The 20,252-nt window shown below is 73.5% G+C and carries 17 protein-coding genes and 1 pseudogene; 9 read left to right on the top strand and 9 right to left on the bottom strand.

The genetic code is table 11. The annotated features are described in order from the left end of the window. The first annotated feature begins 25 nt into the window (after nucleotides 1-25). Complete coding sequence (locus ABD345_RS16640) at nucleotides 26-274, top strand: hypothetical protein (protein WP_344552920.1); 249 nt, start codon at nucleotides 26-28, stop codon at nucleotides 272-274. Between the two features lie 17 nt (nucleotides 275-291). On the opposite strand, the gene ABD345_RS16635 is transcribed toward ABD345_RS16640, so the two are convergent. Next, nucleotides 292-1,350 carry a DUF4349 domain-containing protein gene (locus ABD345_RS16635; RefSeq protein WP_344552919.1) on the bottom strand — a complete coding sequence of 353 codons (1,059 nt, stop codon included), beginning with the start codon at nucleotides 1,348-1,350 and terminating at the stop codon, nucleotides 292-294. Between the two features lie 183 nt (nucleotides 1,351-1,533). Here ABD345_RS16635 and hemG point away from each other — a divergent pair, with 183 nt between their 5' ends. Both hemG and hemQ read left to right on the top strand, forming a co-directional pair. Continuing rightward, nucleotides 1,534-2,937, top strand: coding sequence for a protoporphyrinogen oxidase (gene hemG / locus ABD345_RS16630; protein WP_344552918.1), 1,404 nt, complete (start codon nucleotides 1,534-1,536; stop codon nucleotides 2,935-2,937). Then, entirely contained in the window at nucleotides 2,934-3,644 is a 711-nt protein-coding gene (hemQ, locus tag ABD345_RS16625; protein ID WP_344552917.1) for a hydrogen peroxide-dependent heme synthase, read from the top strand. Before hemG ends, hemQ begins: the two co-directional genes overlap by 4 nt. A 219-nt stretch (nucleotides 3,645-3,863) precedes the next feature. Here hemQ and ABD345_RS16620 read toward each other — a convergent pair whose 3' ends face one another. From ABD345_RS16620 to ABD345_RS16610, 3 genes and pseudogenes are all read right to left on the bottom strand, one after another. Continuing rightward, nucleotides 3,864-4,625 (bottom strand): TIGR04222 domain-containing membrane protein, encoded by a 762-nt coding sequence (locus tag ABD345_RS16620; protein WP_344552916.1) that lies wholly within the window; start codon nucleotides 4,623-4,625, stop codon nucleotides 3,864-3,866. A gap of 81 nt (nucleotides 4,626-4,706) precedes the next feature. After that, complete coding sequence (locus tag ABD345_RS16615) at nucleotides 4,707-5,732, bottom strand: TIGR04222 domain-containing membrane protein (protein WP_344552915.1); 1,026 nt, start codon at nucleotides 5,730-5,732, stop codon at nucleotides 4,707-4,709. Between the two features lie 40 nt (nucleotides 5,733-5,772). Then, a pseudogene (locus ABD345_RS16610) lies at nucleotides 5,773-7,072 on the bottom strand (MbnB/TglH/ChrH family RiPP precursor modification enzyme). Between the two features lie 200 nt (nucleotides 7,073-7,272). On the opposite strand from ABD345_RS16610, the gene ABD345_RS16605 reads away from it, so the two are divergent. Then, on the top strand, nucleotides 7,273-8,193 hold the full coding sequence (locus ABD345_RS16605) for a GNAT family N-acetyltransferase (protein WP_344552914.1): 921 nt from the start codon (nucleotides 7,273-7,275) through the stop codon (nucleotides 8,191-8,193). A gap of 220 nt (nucleotides 8,194-8,413) precedes the next feature. Here the strand turns inward: ABD345_RS16605 and ABD345_RS16600 are convergent, their stop codons facing one another. After that, complete coding sequence (locus ABD345_RS16600; RefSeq protein WP_344552913.1) at nucleotides 8,414-10,573, bottom strand: restriction endonuclease; 2,160 nt, start codon at nucleotides 10,571-10,573, stop codon at nucleotides 8,414-8,416. A 163-nt stretch (nucleotides 10,574-10,736) separates the two neighbouring features. Between ABD345_RS16600 and ABD345_RS16595 the strand changes: the two genes are divergently transcribed. Continuing rightward, on the top strand, nucleotides 10,737-11,543 hold the full coding sequence (locus ABD345_RS16595) for an alpha/beta fold hydrolase (RefSeq protein ID WP_344552911.1): 807 nt from the start codon (nucleotides 10,737-10,739) through the stop codon (nucleotides 11,541-11,543). Between the two features lie 73 nt (nucleotides 11,544-11,616). Here the strand turns inward: ABD345_RS16595 and msrB are convergent, their stop codons facing one another. The 4 genes from msrB to ABD345_RS16575 all read right to left on the bottom strand — a co-directional run bounded on the left by msrB (nucleotide 11,617) and on the right by ABD345_RS16575 (nucleotide 14,939). After that, a complete protein-coding gene (msrB, locus tag ABD345_RS16590; protein ID WP_344552910.1) occupies nucleotides 11,617-12,021 on the bottom strand; it encodes a peptide-methionine (R)-S-oxide reductase MsrB in 405 nt (134 codons plus the stop codon). Between the two features lie 27 nt (nucleotides 12,022-12,048). Further along, the gene (gene murC / locus ABD345_RS16585; RefSeq protein WP_344552909.1) at nucleotides 12,049-13,455 is read right to left on the bottom strand and encodes a UDP-N-acetylmuramate--L-alanine ligase; all 1,407 of its coding nucleotides are present in this window, start codon (nucleotides 13,453-13,455) and stop codon (nucleotides 12,049-12,051) included. Between the two features lie 98 nt (nucleotides 13,456-13,553). Next, nucleotides 13,554-14,018: an indole-3-glycerol phosphate synthase gene (locus ABD345_RS16580; RefSeq protein WP_344552908.1), complete on the bottom strand. Its 465-nt coding sequence runs from the start codon at nucleotides 14,016-14,018 to the stop codon at nucleotides 13,554-13,556. A gap of 144 nt (nucleotides 14,019-14,162) precedes the next feature. After that, a complete protein-coding gene (locus tag ABD345_RS16575; protein ID WP_344552907.1) occupies nucleotides 14,163-14,939 on the bottom strand; it encodes a pyrimidine reductase family protein in 777 nt (258 codons plus the stop codon). Between the two features lie 94 nt (nucleotides 14,940-15,033). Here ABD345_RS16575 and zapE point away from each other — a divergent pair, with 94 nt between their 5' ends. From zapE to ABD345_RS16555, 4 genes are all read left to right on the top strand, one after another. Continuing rightward, complete coding sequence (gene zapE, locus ABD345_RS16570; protein ID WP_344552906.1) at nucleotides 15,034-16,080, top strand: cell division protein ZapE; 1,047 nt, start codon at nucleotides 15,034-15,036, stop codon at nucleotides 16,078-16,080. A 38-nt stretch (nucleotides 16,081-16,118) separates the two neighbouring features. After that, nucleotides 16,119-18,209, top strand: coding sequence for an excinuclease ABC subunit UvrB (gene uvrB, locus ABD345_RS16565; RefSeq protein ID WP_344552905.1), 2,091 nt, complete (start codon nucleotides 16,119-16,121; stop codon nucleotides 18,207-18,209). Nucleotides 18,210-18,421: 212 nt separating this feature from the next. Further along, a complete protein-coding gene (locus tag ABD345_RS16560) occupies nucleotides 18,422-19,006 on the top strand; it encodes a TerD family protein (RefSeq protein WP_344552904.1) in 585 nt (194 codons plus the stop codon). A 224-nt stretch (nucleotides 19,007-19,230) separates the two neighbouring features. Then, nucleotides 19,231-20,214, top strand: coding sequence for a TerC family protein (locus tag ABD345_RS16555; RefSeq protein ID WP_344552903.1), 984 nt, complete (start codon nucleotides 19,231-19,233; stop codon nucleotides 20,212-20,214). Nucleotides 20,215-20,252: the final 38 nt, after the last annotated feature.

The raw sequence follows: 20,252 nt of genomic DNA, 5'->3' as shown, positions 1-20,252 counted from the left end.
CTACCGTGCCTCACGGGGAGGGGTCATGAGCTGTCTGCTGCGGTTGCTCGGCCTGGCGGGGATCCTGTGGATGTTCGGCAGGGGGGTCTTCGGCGACGACTGGTCGCTCGCCGGGCTGGTCATGCCGGTGTCGACCTTCGTGCTGTTCGTCGCCAACCAGGTGGACCGGAGCGAGGCCCGCCGTCGGGAGGCGGAGGCGGAGGCGGAGCGGAAGGCGCCCGCCCGGCCCCCGGCCCGCCCCGACGGGGACGGGCCGGACGCGACCCCCCACTGACCGGGCCGCCACCCGGGTCACGCCCTGCCGTCGACGCCCCCGCCGGCGCCCTGGTCGGCGTCCGCGTCCGCGCCGGTGTCCGCGTCGGCGCCGGTGTCCGCGTCGGCGTCCGGCGTGTGCGTCGGGCGGGGCGGGACGGCGGGGGCCCCGGCGCGGCGGGAGCGCAGGCGGCGCCGGAGCAGCCAGGCGAGCGGGGCGAGCAGGACGAGGAACGGGGCGACGGCGGCCAGCGCCATCAACAGGCCGCGGACCAGGGCGACCAGGGCGTGCCAGCCGGCCGCGAGGGCGTGGGCGACGGAGCCCCAGAAACCGGTCCGCTCCTCGTGCGGCGCGACGTGGGGCCGGGCGGGCGTCACCAGTTGCAGGGTCACGGTGGACAGCGAGGTCCGGGAGGACAGTTGCTGCTGCTGGCGCTGGAGGGACTCCAGGTCGGACTCGCGCCGGGTCAGTTCGCTCTCCAGCGACACCACCTCGGACAGGCTCTTCGCGTCGGCCATCAGCGCCCGCACCCGGTCCACGCTGGCCTGCATCGACTTGAGGCGGCTGTCGACGTCGGCGATCTGCTGGGTGAGGTCGTCCGCCTTGCTGGTGAGGCTGAGCTGCTTGCCGAGCGCGGCCAGCCCGTCCAGGGTGCCCTGGTAGGACGCGGACGGGACCTTGAGGGTCAGCGTGGACCGCACGTCGTCGCCCTTGCCGCCGCGCAGCTCCTCTCCGGCGACGTACCCGCCCGCCCCGGTGACCAGGTCGACGGCCTTGGTGCGGGCCCCGTCCACCGAGTCGACCTGCACGGTCAACTGCGCCTGGTAGGCGATCCGGCGGTCGGTCGCCGCCGGCCCGCCGTCCGTCCCCGGGGCGCCCGCGGCGCCCGTCGTGCCCGCCGTGTCGCCGGCCCCGGGCGCGGTGTCGCCCTTGCCGGGGGCGTCCGCCGCCGTGTCCGCCGCCCGCTCGCCGACCGCGGGGGCGACCGCCGCCGCGTCCGACGACGACGCGTGCTCGGCGTCCGCGCTGCACCCGGCCAGCAGCAGGACCGCCGCCAGTGCCCCCGCCGCGCCCGCTCTGCGTACCCGCAGGTCCATTCCGTGCCCTCCCCGTCCTCCGGGGCGGGCCGGTCGCCCACCCCCGTGCGGCTGTGACGCGGCGGCCCCCGGAACGGACCCGCCCGCGCGGTACCGGATCGGTCACACCGCGGACTCGTCCCGGTCTCGGGCCGCCCGGGGTCGATCCCGGGGATCCGGATAAGGGCTGGGAGACTGGTCGACATGGCGAAACCTCACGTCGTGGTGATCGGTGGCGGCATCGCGGGCCTGGCCGCGGCCGCCTTCCTCGGGGACGCAGCGGTGCGGGTGACCGTGCTGGAGGCGTCCACCCGCTTCGGCGGGAAGCTGTGCGGCGGCGAGGTCGGCGGCGTCCGGGTCGACCTCGGCGCCGAGTCGATGCTCGCCCGCCGCCCCGAGGCCGTCGACCTGGCCCGGCGGGTCGGCCTCGGCGAACGGCTGGAGCCGCCCAGCACCGCCAAGGCCGCGATCTGGACCCGGGAGGGCCTGCGCCCGCTGCCCGGCGGCCAACTCATGGGCGTCCCCGGCGACCTGGACGCGCTCCGGGCCTCCGGCGTGCTCACCCCCGAGGGCCTGGAACGGGCCCGCCACGAGCAGCCCGCCGCACTCGGCGAGGACGCCCCGATCGGCCGCTACATCGCCGACCGGCTCGGCCGCGAGGTCGTCGACCGGCTGGTCGAACCGCTGCTCGGCGGCGTGTACGCCGGGCACGCCGACGAGATCTCGATCCGCGCCGCCGTCCCGCAGCTGCTCCAACTCGCCCGGCAGGACGGCCCGTTGACCGCCGCCATCCGCGAACTCAGCAGCCGCGCCACCGCCACCGGGCCGGTCTTCCAGGGCCTGCGCGGCGGACTCGGCACCCTCCCCGACGCCGTCGCCGCCCACGGCCGCGCGCACGGCGCCGAACTGCTCACCGGCCACCCCGTCGACGCCCTGCGCCGCACCCCCGACGGCTGGCGGATCACCGCCGCCGGACGCGAACTCGCCGCCGACGCCGTCGTGCTGGCCGTCCCCGCCCCGCAGGCCGCCGCGCTGCTCGCCGCCGACGCCCCCGGCGCCGCCGCCGAACTGCGCGCCGTCGAGTACGCGTCGATGGCCCTGGTCACCCTCGCCTTCCGCCGCGCCGACCTCGCGGACAGCCCGCTCACCGGCAGCGGCTTCCTGGTCCCCCCGGTCGACCGGCGCAGCATCAAGGCGTCCACCTTCTCCAGCAACAAGTGGGGCTGGCTGGAGCGCTCCGCCCCCGACGCCTTCCTGCTGCGCACCTCGCTCGGCCGCCACCGCGAGGCCGCCGCCCTCGACCTGGACGACGCCGAACTCGTCGCCCGCTCGCTCGCCGACCTGCGCACCGCCGTCGGCCTGCGCGCCACCCCGTACGACCACGCCGTCACCCGCTGGCGGGACGGACTCCCGCAGTACCCCGTCGGCCACCTCGACCGGGTCGCCCGGATCCGCACCCACCTCGACGCGCTCGGCGCGATCGCCGTCTGCGGCGCCGCGTACGACGGCGTCGGCATCCCCGCCGTCATCGGCGGCGCCCGGCGCGCCGCCGAGCACCTCACCCCCGGCACCGGCAGCACCCGCGCAGAAGGGACAATGGGATCATGACCGAAAGCACTGAGCAGCCCGTGAAGAAGAAGGCCCGCGACCTCAACCAGGTCATCCGCTACACCATGTGGTCGGTGTTCAAGCTCAAGGACGCCCTCCCCGAGGACCGCACCGCGCTCGCCGCCGAGGTCGACGCCCTCTTCGAGCAGCTCGCCGCCAAGGACGTGGTCGTCCGCGGCACCTACGACGTCTCCGCGCTGCGCGCCGACGCCGACATCCTGGTCTGGTGGCACGCCGAGGACTCCGACGACCTGCAGGAGGCGTACAACCGCTTCCGCCGCACCTCGCTCGGCCGCCACCTGGAGCCGGTCTGGTCGAACATGGCGCTGCACCGCCCCGCCGAGTTCAACAAGTCGCACATCCCGGCGTTCCTCGCCGACGAGCGGCCCCGCGAGTACGTCTGCGTCTACCCCTTCGTCCGCTCCTACGAGTGGTACCTGCTCCCCGACGAGGAGCGCCGGGCGATGCTCGCCGAGCACGGCAAGATGGCCCGCGGCTACCCCGACGTCCGCGCCAACACGGTCGCCTCCTTCGCGCTCGGCGACTACGAGTGGCTGCTCGCCTTCGAGGCCGACGAACTGCACCGCATCGTCGACCTGATGCGCGACCTGCGCCCCTCCCGCGCCCGGCTGCACGTCCGCGAGGAGGTCCCCTTCTTCACCGGCCGCCGCAAGCCGGTCGCGGACCTGCTCGCCGGTCTGTACTGAGCGAGAGCGAAATCAGGGGCTCGGGTGCGAACGGCGGGGGCGAAATCAGGGGCCTGGGGAACGGCGGGTCCGTGCTGCTGACGGCCGGAGCCCATCGGAGGTTCGTGCTGCTGCGTGCGGTGACAAGAACCGGAAGCCGATGCGCGCTCCGGCAGTGAACCTCTCGCAGACTCGGCCTCGCCGTTCCCCGAGCCCCTGGCGGTGCTCTCCGGTTTCGCCTCAGGAGTCGAGGGCCGCGCGCAGGCGCGGGTCCTGGACGGCGGCCGGGCCGGAGATGGCGACGGCGGTGAGCAGGTCGTCGGCGGTCGCGGGGGTGTGGCGGCAGGGGAGGGCGCGCAGCAGGGTCTGCCCGGCGGGGGCGGCCCACGCGGTGTAGGCGTGGACGTCGACCCGGGCCATCAGCAGGGTGCCGCCGGTGAGGACCAGCGGGAGGGCGTACCAGGCGACCGCGGTGCGGGCGGCGGTGCCGTCGGGGGCGGTCAGCAGGACGGTGAGCAGCAGCATCGCCGCCGCCCCGACCAGGGCGTAGCGGACCTGCCGGATCGCCCGCAGGGCGTGGTCCCGGACGACGGCCGGCGTCGCCAGCCCCGCCGAGGTCAGCCGGTCGCCGATGTCGCGGACGGTGGGGTGCGCGGCCAGCGCGGCCTTGAGCTGGGCGGTGCGGCACTGGCCCTCGGGGCCGATCGCGCCGATCAGCGCGCGCTCCAGGCGGCCGCGGCCCCGCGGGTCGACGACGGTGGTCCAGCCGGTGTGGGCGAGGTGCAGCCGGCCGACCCCGGCCATCCGGACCAGGGCCAGGTCGACCACCCGGGCGGGGCCGCCGGCCAGGTACGCGGTCTCGTACAGGCCGACGCCCGCGGGGAGGTGCCCGGGGTGCGGGGCGCGGCCGGTGAGGGCGTCCGCGATCGTGGCGACCCGTACCAGGCGGAGGCAGGAGAGCACCGCGGCGGCACAGGACGGGATCAGCAGCAACACCCACATGCTTTTTGTTCTAGTCCTGTGCGCGCCGGAAGCGGAACAAATAGCCGGGCCGCGATACCGAACTGTGACTCGGCGGCCGGTTCACGAACTGCCGCAGCCGCCCCCGCCGCAGCTCGACCCGCAGGAGCTCGACGAGCCGCAGGAGTGCGACGAGGACCCGCAGGAGTGCGAGGAGGAACCACCGCAGGAGTGGTGCGAGGAGCCGCCCGAGTGACCGCCGGACGAGGACGAGGCCGTGCCGCACCACGCCGCCGCCCCGGCGCCGGCCGCGTACTCCGCGCCGCCGTCCGACCCGGAGGAGCGGGAGGAACGGGAGGAGCGGGTGGTCGCGTCCGGGCCGGTCAGCGCGTCCCGCAGCGCCCGGTGCTCGGACCGGCGCAGCGCGGCGGCGCCGTCCAGGGCGAACGCGCCGACCAGCTCGGCGTGCTCGGCGGCGACCTCGCGCGGCCGCCACGGGACGCTGCCGCGGACCAGCAGCAACTGGCGCCGCCCGGCCGGGGTGATCCGGCTCTTCGGGAGGTGGGTGGCGATCAGGACGATGACCGTGAGCAGGACGAGCAGGAAGTACGGGATGAACGGGGGCGCGGTGGTGTCCCGGTCCGCCGAGCCCGCCCACTGGACGGTGGAGACCGTGCCGAGGACGATCGCGACCAGCAGCGCCAGCAGCACCAGCCGACGGGCCCGCCGGGCGTTGCGCAGCGCGGTGGGGTGGCGCATCAGGCCGCGGGCGGCCAGCCCGTCGCCGATCCGCTGCACCTCGGGGCTGCCCGTCACGGAGGCGCGCAGCACCGACAGGTCGCGCCCGGCCCGCCCGCCGACGGCGGTGACCAGCACGCGCTCGACCGGGTCGGACGTCCGGTCGTCGGTGACGGTGACCCGGCGGGCCCGGGAGACCACCACCCGGCCCTCGCGCTCCATCCGGACCAGCGCGGTGTCGACCGCCCGGGCCGGGCCGCCGGCCAGGAAGGCGACGTCCAGCAGCGGTTGGCCGCGGCCGGGCAGGCCCTGCGGGTCGGTGACCCGGCGGTAGCGCCGGTTGTGGACGGCGGACAGGGCGACGGTGAACGCGATCAGCGCGAACGCCAGGACGAACCGGAAGTTCCACATTCCCCCGTGGTTCCTTTCTCTACTGCGTGGTGAGGTGCGGTTACGCGAGCGCCCGGTCGGCGCGGTCGCGGGTGCGGCGCGGCAGCAGGCGGCTCCACCGGGAGGCGGTGGGGTGCAGCAGGCGGCGCAGTCCGGGGTGCCAGGCGGCGTCCGGACGGGTGTCGAGGGCCCATGCGGCGAAGGCCCGGGCGTCGGCGCGGTGGCCGCCGGTGAGCGGCCGACCGGCGCAGTAGCGGGCGAACAGCGGGGCGAAGTCCGCCCCGAGCAGCCCCGGCAGTTCCGGCACCAGGTGGGCGGCGATCTCCCGGCGCTTGGCGAGCAGGCCCTCGGCCTGGACGCGCAACTGCTCCGGGTCGAAGCCGGCGGGGGCCGGGGCGCCGGCCACCAGGGCGGCCAGCAGTTCCTGCTGGCGGTGCGCCAGGTGGGTGCGGGCGAGGGCGAGTTCGGCGTCCTCGCGGTCGCGGATCAGGTACTCGTGCTGCTCAGACACGGGCGGTCTCCCTGCGGTGGAGGTGCTGGACGCGGTGGAGGTGCTGGACGCGGCGGATCGCGTCGAGTTCGGCGGACAGTTCGGCGGGCGGCGGGTAGGCGCCGTCCCGCTCCAGCAGCACCCCGGGCGGGTCGGTCCGGGCGCAGAGCTCGGCCAGCACCTCCAGCACGGGGGCGGTGACGGGGTGGGTGTGGGTGTCGTGCCAGACGCCGTCGCGCTCGACGCCCCCGGCGACGTGCACGTAGGCGAGGGCCTCCAGCGGCAGCCGGTCGATTTCGGCGGCCGGGTCGACGCCCAGGTTGACCCGGTTGGTGTGCAGGTTGGCGACGTCCACCAGCAGCCGGACACCGGTGCGTTCGACCAGCTCGGCGAGGAACTGCGCCTCGGTCAACTCCTCGCCGGGCCAAGCCAGTTGGGCGGCGATGTTCTCCAGGGCGAGCGGCACCGGCAGCTCCCGCTGGGCGATCCGGACGTTCGCGGCCACCACCCGCAGCGCCTCCCGGGTGCGCGGCACCGGCAGCAGGTGCCCGGCCTCCAGGCCGCCCGCCCGGACGAACGCCAGGTGCTCGCTGACCAGCGGCGACCCGAGCGACTCGGCGACCGCGGCCAGCCGGGCCAGCCGGGCCGGGTCGGGTGCGGCGGCGTCCCCGAGGCCGAGCGAGACGCCGTGCGGGACGACGGTGACGCCGCGGGCGCGCAACTCGGCCAGCGAGGGCGGCAGGTGGTCGGCGCAGACGTTCTCGGCGACCACCTCCACCCAGTCCAGGCCGGGCAGCCGCTCCACCGCGGTGTCGATCTCGGGCCGCCAGCCGATTCCGGTGCCCAATCGCGGAATATCGGACGAAGACATATTCCACCCCCTCTTTCCGGGGTTTTCCGGCAAGCCCGACCCCCCGCAGTCGAGGGTGTATCCACGGCGGGCCGATGCCAAGCGGGACAACGGAAACTCAGAGCTGAACTTGAGGTTCCACCGGTACTGAACGGAGCGCCGCCCGGGTGGGGGGAAATTCAGCAGCGCACGGACGAACGACTGGCTAACGTGACATGCCTATGACTTCGACGCCGTACCGCATCCGTCCGTTCGCACCCGCCGACGCCACCGACGCCGCCGCGGCCTACCGGGCCGGCCGCCCGCACCTGGTCACCACCCCCGAGGTGGTCACCTGGCAGTCCGCCCTGCCGCACTACCACCTGCTGGTCGCCGAACGGGACGGCCGGGTCGTCGGCACCGCGCGGTTCGGTCCGGTCCCCGAGAGCACCACCTCCCACCAGGGCTTCCTCAACATCAGCGTGCTCCCCGAGCACCGCGGCGCCGGCGCCGGCACCGCCCTGCTCGCCGCCGCCGAGCGGGACCTCGCCGCCCTCGGCGTCCGGGACGCGCACAGCTGGGTCGACGACACCCCCGAAGCCCTCGGCTTCGCCACCGCCCGCGGCTACCGGCGCAGCGGCCGGGCCGGCCGCTTCTCCGGCCTCGACCTCACCGCCCCGCTGCCCCCGCTGCCGCCCACCCCGCCGGGCGTCGAACTGCGCACCGCCGCCGACTACCTGGACGACCCGTACCCGATCTACCTGGTCGACATCGACGGCACCCGCGCCGAGCCCGGCGACCTGGCCCTCGACGACCAGCCGTACGAGAGCTGGCTCGCCGAGATCTGGCAGCGCCCCGACCAGGACCACACCCTCACCTCGGTCGTCCTCGCGGACGGCGAACCGGTCGCCTTCTCCGCCGCCCAGACCGACGGCCACCGCACCTACTGGTCCGCCTTCACCGCGACCCGCTCCACCCACCGCGGCCGCGGCCTGGCCAAACTCGCCAAGGTCCACGCCCTGCACCGCGCCAAGGCCCGCGGCCTCACCGCCGCCTACACCCAGAACGACGCGGACAACACCCCGATGCTGGCCATCAACGCCTGGCTCGGCTACCGCGAGTGCGCGGCCGAGTGGAAGCACACCCGGACGCTCCGCGAATAGGCTCCCGCCAGGGGGAGTCGCTGCGCGTCGTGGTGTGGTGCGGACGGGGGCGCGGGGGGAACTGCGCGCGGCGGGATGATGCAGACAGGGGCGCGGGGAACTGCGCGCGGCGGCAGGTGAACGCCTGCGAGATCGCGGGGAGGGCGGTGAGTTGATGCCACCCCGCGATCCTGCGGTGGGTGCCTGGCTGGTCGCGCAGCGACTCTCTCCGGGGCGCGGGCTACGCGACGTCCACGCCGTGGTCGCGGGCCAGGCCCGCCAGGCCGTCGGACCAGCCCTGGCCCAGGGCGCGGAGCTTCCAGCCGTCGGCGGGGTGCCGGTAGACCTCGGCGACCAGCATCGCGGAGACCGCGGGGTCGGCGGGGGGACGGAACAGCCAGTGGCCGTCGCCGCAGTGCAGTTCCACCCGGGGGTCGACCAGGTCCGCGCAGGTGCCGTCGCCGTCCGTCTCCAGGTTGATCGAGATCGCCACCCGCCGCACCGAGTCCGGGAGTCGGCCGGTGCGGATGCTCGCGCGGTGCTCCTCCGGGCGCAGCGTGACGGCGCCGTCCTCCGCGCTCGGCTGGTGGTAGAAGACGAAGTCCTCGTCGCGCCGGACCTTGCCGTCCGCGTCCAGCAGCAACAGGGTCAGGTCGGCCGCCGCGCCGCCCGCCCGGAATCGGACGCGGACCTCCTCGGCGGGCAGTACGGTGTTCTGTCCAGGCGTCAACTCCCGTGCGGAGGATGTCCGTTGGGTGGGGAGCACCGGGCCGAGCCGGCCCGGGAGGCCCTGCTCGCGGAGCAGTTCCAGCAGCATCGGGCCGTCCACCAGGGTGAGCGGCTGCCCCTCGGCGTGCTTGCGCGAGCCCGGCCCGAAGCCCGCCGTGGTGACCAGGATGCCCCGGTTGGCGCCCTGTCGCCGCATCGTCGACTCCAGGTCCCGGACGGCGCTCGGCGGGACGGTCTTCCGGTAGCGCTTGGCCTGGATGACGATCTTCCCGCCGGTGATCGGGTCCGGGTCCTCGGCCAGCACGTCCACGCCCTCGTCGCCGCTGCGCGCGGTGGTGCTGGTGCGCAGGCCCCGGCGGCGGAACAGTTCGGCGACCAGTTCCTCGAACTCCAGCGGGTCCATCTCGAACAGGTCGGGGCCCTCGCCGTCCGTGAAGTCCGTGAAGTCCGTGAAGTCCGTGAAGCTGGTGGAGCCGGTGGAGTCCGCGGCGGCCGCGACGGCCCGGGCGTCCGCGCCCGAAGGGGCACCGGCAGCCGTCCCGGCAGCGGAAACCGGAACCTCGGGGACCGTCTCGGCCTTCTCCGGCCGGGCCGAGACCCGCCCGCCCAGCGCGCCGACCAGGCAGTCCAGCGGGGCGACCCGGTCCAGGGCGAGCGCCGCGAAGGCGTCCCGGTCGGCTTCCACGGCCAGCAGGCAGCGCTCGCCCTCCTGCCCGGTCGCCGGGTCGGTGGCGACCACCACGCCGTTCAGGGCGACCGAGGCGAGCAGCCCGTCGTGGTCGGCCCGGAACACCTCCGCGAGCACCCGCAGCGCGCACTGCGCCAGCACCTCCCGGTACAGCTCCTTGCGCTGGGCGACCGGCCGGGCGATCTCGTCCTCGCGGTCGTCGGAGCGGACGTACCGGTACCGGCCCACCGACGGCACCACCTCGTACGGCGGCAGCTCCCAGCGCACCACCAGCCGGCGGGCGGGGGCGTCCCAGGAGGTCTCGCCGTCGGCGGGGAAGCCGTCCGGCCAGTCCTCGCGCCAGTCGATCACCGCCTCGAAGTACTCGGCGACCGCCGCCGGTTCGCCCGCCCGCAGCCGCGCCGCCAACTGCCCGGCCTGCGAAGCCTGTTCGGCCAGCAGCCGGTGCCGCTCGGCCGCCCACGCGTCGTACTGGGCCCGGTAGTCGGCGAGTTGGCGCTGCCGGTGCTGCTCGGCCGCCCAGGCCGCCTGCCAGTCGTACTCGAACCTGGCCCGGGCCTGCGCCGACTGCTCCTCCCACTGCCGGCGAGCCCCCGGCCGGTACGCCTGCGAACCCGTCGGGGCCGGTACCAGGTACCAGTTCTGGTCCGGCATCGGCACCGGCGCGCCCAGCGGGCCGGGGTCGAACGGCGGCACCGCCGGACGGTCCGGAACGGCCAGCGAGAACCCCGGCCCGGCCAGCCCCGCCGCCAGCACCCCGCGCAACTCGGCGACCTGCTCGTCCAGTTCGGCGGTCCGCCGGGCGGTGTCCGACTCCCGCCCCTGCTGGTACGCCTTCAGCGCCTCCCGCTCGCCCCGGGCCGCCGCCCGCTGCGCCTCCCGCCGGGCCCGCTCGTTCTCGCGCTGCGCGGCCGCCGCCGCCCTGCGCTGCGCCTCGGCGCGCCGGTGCTGCTCGCGCTGCGCCTCAGCCAGTACCGACCACACCCCGGAAGACCGCCGCCGCGCCACGCCCGCCCCACCCACGTCCAAGACCGTTCGGAAGGGCAACAGTCTTCCATGCCGCCGGGGACCCGGGTCACCCGCAGCCGTACCCTGGCCCGACACTCCGGACGCACACGGTTCCGGAACGCGAGACGGAAGGCCCTCGATGAGCCACACGACGGTGAACGGCGCCACGCTGCACTACGACGAGACCGGCCCGGCCGACGGCACCCCCGTCGTCCTGGTCCACGGCCACCCGTTCAACCGCACGCTGTGGGACCCGCAGGTCCGCGCGCTCGCCGCGGCCGGGTACCGGGCGATCACCTTCGACCTGCGCGGCTACGGCGAGAGCGGGGTGACGCCGGGCAAGGTGCTGCTGGCCGACTTCGCCGACGACACCGCCGCCCTCCTCGACCACCTGGGCGTCGAACGCGCGGTGGTCGGCGGCGTCTCGATGGGCGGCCAGATCGCCATGGAGTTCCACCTGCGCCACCCGGAGCGCGTGCTGGCGCTGGTGCTGTCCGACAGTTCGGCGCCCGCCGAGACCGAGGAGGGCAAGGCGTTCCGCAACCGGATGGCCGACCGGCTGCTCGCCGAGGGCATGGCCGGCTACGCGGACGAGGTGATCGACAAGATGCTCGCCCCCTACAACGTCACCGCCCTCCCCGACACGGCCGCCCGGGTCCTCGCCATGATGCGCGACACCGACCCGCGCGGCGCCGCCGCCGCCCTGCGCGGCCGGGCCGAGCGCCCCGACTACCGCGACACCCTGCGCACCGTCACCGTCCCCACCCTGCTGCTGGTCGGCGCCGACGACGTCTACACCCCCGTCGCCGACTCCGAGGCCGTCCGCGCCCTCGTCCCGCACGCCGACCTCACCGTCGTCCCCGACGCCGGCCACCTCCCGGGCGCCGAACAGCCCGAACGCTTCAACGCCGCCCTGCTGGACTTCCTGCGCACCCGGCTGTCCTGACCGGGAGCCCGGACGCGCACGAGGGCCCTCCCCGGCGGCCGGGGAGGGCCCTCGTCGGTGCGGGGAGCGGGTACTACTCGGCGGGCTTCAGCGTCAGCGAGATCGAGTTGATGCAGTACCGCTGGTCGGTCGGGGTGTCGTAGCCCTCGCCCTCGAAGACGTGCCCCAGGTGGCTGCCGCACTTCTTGCAGCGCACCTCGACCCGGCGCATGCCGAGGCTGGTGTCCTCCAGGTACTCCACGGAGTCACCGGCCAGCGGCGAGTAGTACGACGGCCAGCCGCAGTGCGAGTCGAACTTCGTCTCGCTGCTGAACAGCTCGGCGCCGCACGCCCGGCAGGCGTAGACGCCGACCGTCTTGGTGTCGGTGTACTCGCCGACGAACGGCCGCTCGGTGCCGGCCTCGCGGAGCACGTGGTACTCCTCCGGGGACAGCTCGGCGCGCCACTCGGCGTCGGACTTCTGGACCTCGTAGCTCACGGCAGTCTCCAGCTGGGAACGGGGACGTCAGACAGCAGGTGCAACGTCCGCGAGGGCCGCCAGAATTTCCGGGCCCAGGTTGGTCACGTCGCCCGCGCCCATGGTCAGCACCAGGTCACCGGGGGCGGCCAGCGCGGCCAGCAGCGTCGGGGCGGCCGCGAAGTCGTGCTCGGCCCGGACGTCGGCGCCGGCCCGGCGGGCCGCGTCGATGATCAGCTCGGCGGTGACGCCCGGGATCGGGTCCTCGCGGGCCGGGTAGATGTCCAGCACCACCGAGGCGTCGGCCAGCGCCAGCGCCTGCCCCATCTCCTCGGCCAGCTGCTGGGTGCGGGAGAACAGGTGCGGCTGGAAGACCACCAGCACCCGGCCCGGGCCCGCCGCCTCCCGGATCGCCTCCAGGTCGGCGGCCATCTCGGTCGGGTGGTGCGCGTAGGAGTCGATCACCTGGACGCCGCGCGCCTCGCCCTTGAGCTGCAGCCGCCGCCGCACCCCGGTGTACGCGCCCAGCGCCTTCGCCAGGCCCTCGGCCGGGACGCCCAGCGCGATGCCCGCGGCCAGCGCCGCGACCGCGTTGTGCGCGTAGTGCCGGCCGGGCACCGAGACGGTGAAGGTCAGCGGCTCGCCGCCGAGCTCGACCGTCACCTCGCTGGTCATGCCGCGCGCCTCGACCTCCAGCACCCGCAGGTCGGCGTCCGCGGCGGCGCCGACCGTCACCACGTTCAGGCCCTCCCGGTCCGCCACCCGGCGGGTCAGCTCGCGGGCGCCCTCGTGGTCGGCCGAGACCACCAGGGTGCCGCCGGGCTGGATCCGGCCGACGAAGGTCTCGAAGGACTCGTAGATCTCCTCGATCGACGCGTAGTTGGCGTGGTGGTCCAGCTCCACGTTCAGCACGATCGCCACCTCGGGCGCGTACTTGTGGAAGCTGCGGTCGCTCTCGTCCGCCTCCGCGACGAAGATCTCGCCCGCCCCGTGGTGCGCGTTCGACCCCGGCGCGTCCAGGTCGCCGCCGATCGCGTACGAGGGCTCCAGGCCCAGCTCGCCCAGGCTGACCGCGAGCATCGAGGTGGTGGTGGTCTTGCCGTGCGTGCCCGCCACCGCGAGCGCCCGGCGGCCGCCCATCAGCGCCGCCAGCGCGTCCGACCGGTGCACCACCGGGACGCCCCGCTCCCGCGCGGCCACCAGTTCCGGGTTGTCGGCCCGGATCGCGCTGGAGACCACCACGCTGCTCGTCCCGGCCGGCAGGTGCTCCGCGGCGTGCCCGACGAACACCGTCGCCCCCAGCTCGCGCAGCGCCCGCACGGTCTCCGACTCCTTCGCGTCGGAGCCCGAGACGGTCGCGCCGCGCACCGCGAGGATCTTCGCCAGGCCGGACATGCCGGCGCCGCCGATGCCGATGAAGTGCGGGGCGTGCAGGTCGTGGGCGGCGTCGTTCAAGGCTGGCTCCGTACGGGCGTGAGGAGGCGGGATCGTCCTGTAGCTCCGCGAAACACTCACGGAGCTACGGGACGATTCTGCCCTAACCGGGAGCCCGGTCAGGTTTCGCTGGCGAACAGCTTGAGCACCGGCACGCCGACCTCGTGCCGGGCGCGGGAGGCCCAGTCCCGGTGGAAGAACTCCTCGACGAAGTGCGGCGAGGTCAGCACCAGCACCTCGTCGGCCTTGTGCTCCTCCACCACCTCGCGCAGCCGCACCAGCGGGTGCGCCCCGACCACCTCGCCGACCGCCTCCGCCCCGGCCCGCTGGAGGTGGCGCAGGCTGTGCTCCAGGGATTCGCCCGCAAGGGTGGGCGCGTCCTGCGCGTCGTCGTCGTGCTCGTGCACCGCCTTGTCCAGATGGCCGAGGGCCACGTCGTCCAGGGCGCGCAGCAACTCGTCCTGCTTGCCGCGGGGTTGCATCAGGACGACGAAGGAGACCTGCTCCTCGCCGTGGAGCGTGGTGACCAGCTCCACGTCGGCGTCGGAGAGTGCCTTCTCGATCATCAGTACGGTCTTGAACACGTGAGTCCCTTCGCTGGTGCGGGCCCCCGGGTCCGGCTCCCTGCTCCCCATTCCTTCATAGTGCCCGGAGGAAGGATTCCTCACGCTGCACACGCGCCACACGGATCACATGATCCACATCGGTCAGGATGTGTCTCATCTGTCTCAGGCGAGGGCGGGGACGCTCGGGGAGCGATCCGGATCGGTCGGTCGCAGGTAGCGGGTGAAGAGGAAACCTTTCTCCTCGATCAATGACACCAGCCGCATCGGCCGGACGTCCGGGATTCCCGGCCCGTTCACGATCCTCGGTGAATCACCCGCCGTCACCAAGGGCGCCACCGACAGGCACAACTCGTCCAGCAGACCGTCCGCCGCGAGCTGTGCGAGCAGGCGGGGCCCGCCCTCGGTGAGCTGGCGGCGCCAACCACGCTCCGTGAGCGCGGCCACCGCCCGGGGGAGGTCCACCGAGCCCGTTCCTGCGGTGATCACATCGGCTGCGGCGGCGACCCGGGCGAGCCTGTCGGCCGGCGCGTCGACCGTCGTCACCACCACGGTCGGCACCAGCGGCTCGGTGAACAGCGGCGCCGAGAGGTCCAGCTCCAGGCTCCGCGACACCACCGCGATCACCGGCGCGGGCGACTGGCCGGCCGCCGCCCGCCGCGCCGCGAACTCCGGCCGGGCCCGCCCCGGCCGGTACCCCTCGGCCCGCACCGTCTCGGCCCCCACCAGCACCACGTCGCACAGCGCCCGCAGCACCCCGAAGATCCGCTTGTCCGCCTCGCTGGACAGCCCCTCCGAGAGGCCCTCCAGCCGGGCCGCCCCGTCCAGCGAGGAGACCATGTTCGCCCGCAGCCACGCCCCCCGGGCCGGGTACGCGTACGCCTGCGCCAGCCACTCCAGCTCGCCGGGGGTTCCGGGGGTGTCACCGATCAGTTGCTCCATGCCTCCGAGTCTCCCAGCCGGGGGCCCGGGGGACCGCTGCGCGGGCGCCCCTGGTTTCGCACCGGGTTTTCCCGCGCGAGTACCCTGTTGTCTCGTGTCTGCTGCCTCGGAGTCCGATATTCACACCGCGATAGCCCTGGCCGATCGGCGCCCGGTGGTACCGGCCGAGCGGCTGGTGGCGGAGATGGTGCCGCCGCCGCGCTTCGCCGGGGTGAGTTTCGGCAGCTACCTGCCGGACGCCTCGCAGCCGAGCCAGTACGAGGCGGTCCAGATCCTGGAGTCCTTCGCGGCGGGGCTGAACGGCGCCGCCGAGCCGCCGAAGCGGGGCTGGTTCCGGCGGTCGGCGCCGGTGCCCACCGGGCCGGCCGGGATCTACCTGGACGGCGGGTACGGCGTCGGCAAGACGCACCTGCTGGCCTCGCTGTGGCACGCGGTCCCGGGGCCGAAGGCGTTCGGGACGTTCGTCGAGCTGACCAACCTGGTGGGTGCGCTGACCTTCCAGGGCGCGGTGAGGACGCTGAGCACGCACCGGCTGCTGTGCATCGACGAGTTCGAGCTGGACGACCCGGGCGACACCGTGCTGGTCTCGACGCTGCTGAGCCGGCTGGTGGAGAACGGGGTCAAGCTGTGCGCGACCTCGAACACGCTGCCGGAGAAGCTCGGCGAGGGCCGGTTCGCCGCCGCCGACTTCATGCGGGAGATCCAGGGCCTGTCCGCGCACTTCCGCCCGGTGCGGATCGACGGCCAGGACTACCGGCACCGCGGCCTGCCCGCGGCCCCGCCGCCGTACGACGACGCCGAGGTGACGGCCCGCGCGGCCCGCACCCCGGGGGCCTCGCTGGACGACTTCGACGCCCTGCTGGAGCACCTGAAGGAGGTGCACCCCAGCCGGTACGGCGCGCTGCTGGACGAGGTCGGCGCGGTGTTCCTGCGCGGGGTGCGGCAGGTGGACGACCAGGCGACCGCGCTGCGGCTGGTGGTGCTGGCCGACCGGATGTACGACCGGGAGCTGCCGGTCACCGCCTCGGGCGTGCCGTTCGACGAGGTGTTCACCGAGGAGATGCTGCGCGGCGGCTACCGGAAGAAGTACCTGCGGGCGGTCTCCCGGCTGGTCGCGCTGGCCCGGGACTCCGCGAAGTAGCACCCGCTCTGTCGGTGGCCGGTCGTACGGTGGGGGGCGTGCGTCCCATCACGAGTATCGAGCGGTCCGTGGCGCCCTTCGAGGTCGTCAGTCCCTACCAGCCCAACGGCGACCAGCCGGCGGCCATCGCCGAGCTGGAGCGCCGCGTCCGCGCCGGGGAGGAGCACGTCGTCCTGCTCGGCGCGACCGGCACCGGAAAGTCGGCCACCACGGCCTGGATGATCGAGAAGCTGCAGCGCCCCACCCTGGTGATGGCGCCGAACAAGACGCTGGCCGCCCAGCTGGCCAACGAGTTCCGCGAGCTGCTGCCGAACAACGCGGTCGAGTACTTCGTCTCGTACTACGACTACTACCAGCCCGAGGCGTACGTCCCGCAGACGGACACCTACATCGAGAAGGACTCCTCGATCAACGAGGAGGTCGAGCGGCTGCGCCACTCCGCCACCAACAGCCTGCTCACCCGGCGGGACGTGGTGGTGGTGGCCTCGGTCTCCTGCATCTACGGCCTCGGCACCCCGCAGGAGTACGTGGACCGGATGGTCCGGCTGAAGGTCGGCGAGGAGATCGACCGGGACGCCCTGCTGCGCCGCTTCGTGGACATCCAGTACACCCGCAACGACCTGGCGTTCACCCGCGGCACCTTCCGGGTCCGCGGCGACACGATCGAGATCTTCCCGGTGTACGAGGAGCTCGCCGTCCGGATCGAGATGTTCGGCGACGAGATCGAGGCGCTGTACACGCTGCACCCGCTGACCGGCGAGGTGATCAGCCAGGACGACTCGGTCTACGTCTTCCCGGCCTCGCACTACGTGGCGGGCCCGGAGCGGATGGAGCGGGCGATCTCCGGGATCGAGGCCGAGCTGGAGCAGAGCCTGGCCCGGATGGAGAAGCAGGGCAAGCTGCTGGAGGCCCAGCGGCTGCGGATGCGCACCACGTACGACATCGAGATGCTCCGCCAGATCGGCACCTGCTCGGGCGTGGAGAACTACTCGATGCACTTCGACGGCCGCGAGCCCGGCTCCCCGCCGAACACCCTGCTCGACTACTTCCCGGAGGACTTCCTCCTGGTCATCGACGAGTCGCACGTCACCGTCCCGCAGATCGGCGCGATGTACGAGGGCGACGCCTCCCGCAAGCGCACGCTGGTCGAGCACGGCTTCCGGCTGCCCTCGGCGATGGACAACCGGCCGCTGAAGTGGGAGGAGTTCCAGGAGCGGATCGGCCAGACCGTCTACCTGTCGGCCACCCCGGGCAAGTACGAGCTGGCCCGCGGCGACGGCCAGGTCGAGCAGATCATCCGCCCGACCGGCCTGATCGACCCCGAGGTGGTCGTCAAGCCGACCGAGGGCCAGATCGACGACCTGGTGCACGAGATCCGGCAGCGGGTGGAGAAGGACGAGCGGGTCCTGGTCACCACGCTGACCAAGAAGATGGCCGAGGACCTCACCGACTACTTCCTCGGCCTCGACATCCGGGTCCGCTACCTGCACAGCGACGTCGACACGCTGCGCCGGATCGAGCTGCTGCGCGAGCTGCGGGCCGGCGAGTACGACGTGCTGGTCGGCATCAACCTGCTCCGCGAGGGCCTCGACCTGCCCGAGGTCTCGCTGGTGGCGATCCTGGACGCGGACAAGGAGGGCTTCCTGCGCTCCGGCACCTCGCTGATCCAGACCATCGGCCGCGCGGCGCGCAACGTGTCCGGCCAGGTGCACATGTACGCCGACAAGATCACCCCCGCGATGGAGCTGGCGATCAGCGAGACCAACCGCCGGCGGGTCGTCCAGCAGGCGTACAACGAAGAGCACGGGATCGACCCGCAGCCGCTCCGGAAGAAGATCGGCGACCTGCTCTCCACCATGGCGGGGGAGGACGTCGACACCGAGGAGCTGCTCTCCACCGGCTACCGGCAGCAGGGCAAGGGCAAGGCGCCGGTCCCGTCGCTGGGCATCGAGCGCAAGCCCGCCAAGAGCCTGCCCGCGGCCGAACTCGCCGAGCTGATCCAGGACATGACGGACCGGATGCACACCGCCGCGGCCGAGCTGCAGTTCGAGGTGGCGGCCCGGCTGCGGGACGAGGTCAAGGAGCTCAAGCGCGAGCTGCGGCAGATGCGCGAGGCCGGAATGGCCTGATCCGGCGTCAGACCGCCGGGCGGCGGGTAAATCCCCGTCCGGCGGGTGCCGGTGTGTCGTAGTTTGGCCACAGTGCGGTCCGTCCGGGACGCCGGGGCGGAGCTGCGGCGTTAGGGTGGGGCGCGGTCTGCCCGGGGTCCGAACGTTCCGGGCACGGTCGGATGTTCGACGAGGACGCCGGGCGGGGCCCGGAGGAAGCAGAGGTCGGCAGCGTGTCCGTGAACCTGGCCAAGGGCCAGAGCGTCAGCCTGTTGAAGTCCACCGGCGAGACTCTGACCGTGGTCCGGATGGGCCTCGGTTGGAAGTCCGCTCCCCGGAAGCGCGGCTTCTTCAGCCGCCGCCCCCGCGAGATCGACCTCGACGCCTCCGCCCTGCTGTACGACGGCAAGGTGATGAGCGACGTGGTGTTCTTCTCGCACCTGATCAGCAACGAGGGCTCGGTGCAGCACACCGGCGACAACCTGGTCGGCGGCGCGGGGGCGGGCGGCGACGACGAGAGCATCCTGGTCGACCTGGCCAAGGTGCCGCGCCGGGTCACCCAGATCGTGTTCACCGTCAGCTCGTACACCGGCCAGAACTTCCTGGAGGTGGAGAACGCGCACTGCCGGCTGGTCGACGAGACCACCGGCAAGGAGCTGGCCCGCTACGAGCTGACCGGCGGCGGTCCGCACACCGGGCAGATCATGGCCAAGGTCGCGCGGGACGGCGAGGGCGGCTGGAAGATGACCGCGATCGGCGCCCCCGCCAGCGGCCGCACCTTCCGGGACATGCTGCCCTTCATCGAGCCGTTCCTCTGACCGTTCCGCGGAGGGGCTTCTTTACCTTCTTTACCTTCCCTTGGGCTTCCTGTTAACCTTCTGGGAGCGGAGGGGAGTATTCCCCGTTCAGCGACCCCGTCATCACGGGCGCCCATCGCGGCGCCCCGGGGCGCTGGCCGTGCGGTGCCCGCGGTGCGCGGGCCGCGCGGCGGAAGAGACCTCCGGCAGTGACGATTGTTCGCCTATCTGCCGGAGGAGCAGACATGGACGTATCCGCGGGCCTGTGGGGCGGCACCATCGCGGTGCTGATCGCCCTGGTGGTGGCCGACTTCTTCATCGGCGGCCGCAAGCCGCACGAGGTCTCGATCAAGGAGGCCGGCGTCTGGACGGCGGTCTGGGTCGCCCTGGCCGTGCTGTTCGGCGGCTTCCTCTGGTGGTACGGCGGCGGGAAGCCGGCCGGTGAGTTCTTCGCCGGTTACATCACCGAGAAATCGCTCAGCGTCGACAACCTGTTCGTGTTCATCCTGATCATGGGCAAGTTCGCGGTGCCGAGGATCTACCAGCAGCGGGTGCTGATGTTCGGCGTGATCATCGCCCTGGTGCTGCGGGCGGTCTTCATCGCCGGCGGCGCGGCGCTGGTCTCCCAGTTCTCCTGGGTCTTCTACTTCTTCGGCGCCTTCCTGGTCTGGACGGCCTGGAAGCTGATCAAGGAGGCCCGCTCCGAGGAGGAAGAGGAGGAGTTCGAGGAGAACCGGCTGCTCAAGTCGATCGAGCGGCGCTTCCCCTCCACCGACCGGTACCACGGCACCAAGCTGTTCGTCCGGGAGAACGGCCGCCGGCTGATGACCCCGATGCTGATCGTGATGCTGGCCATCGGCACCACCGACGTGCTGTTCGCGCTGGACTCGATCCCGGCGATCTTCGGCCTCACCCAGGACCCGTACATCGTCTTCACCGCCAACGCCTTCGCGCTGATGGGCCTGCGGCAGCTGTACTTCCTGATCGGCGGGCTGCTGAAGAAGCTGGTCCACCTCTCCTACGGCCTGTCGGTGATCCTCGGCTTCATCGGGGTCAAGCTGGTCCTGCACGCGCTGCACGAGAGCGGCGTGCACGTGCCGGAGATCAGCATCCCGGTCTCGCTGGCCTTCATCGTGCTGACCCTGGCGGTCACCACCGTCACCAGCCTGGTCGCCGCGAAGAAGCAGGCGGCCGAGGAGGGCGCCGAGCCGGAGAAGGTCGACGCCTGACCTCCGGCCGGTGAACGCGGTGGGCCCCGCCGGACGCG

This window comes from Kitasatospora saccharophila, assembly GCF_039529925.1.
In the GTDB taxonomy this organism is placed as follows: domain Bacteria; phylum Actinomycetota; class Actinomycetes; order Streptomycetales; family Streptomycetaceae; genus Kitasatospora; species Kitasatospora saccharophila.
Note: the sequence above shows the minus strand (reverse complement) of the source record. Positions and strands in the feature narration are given on the sequence as shown.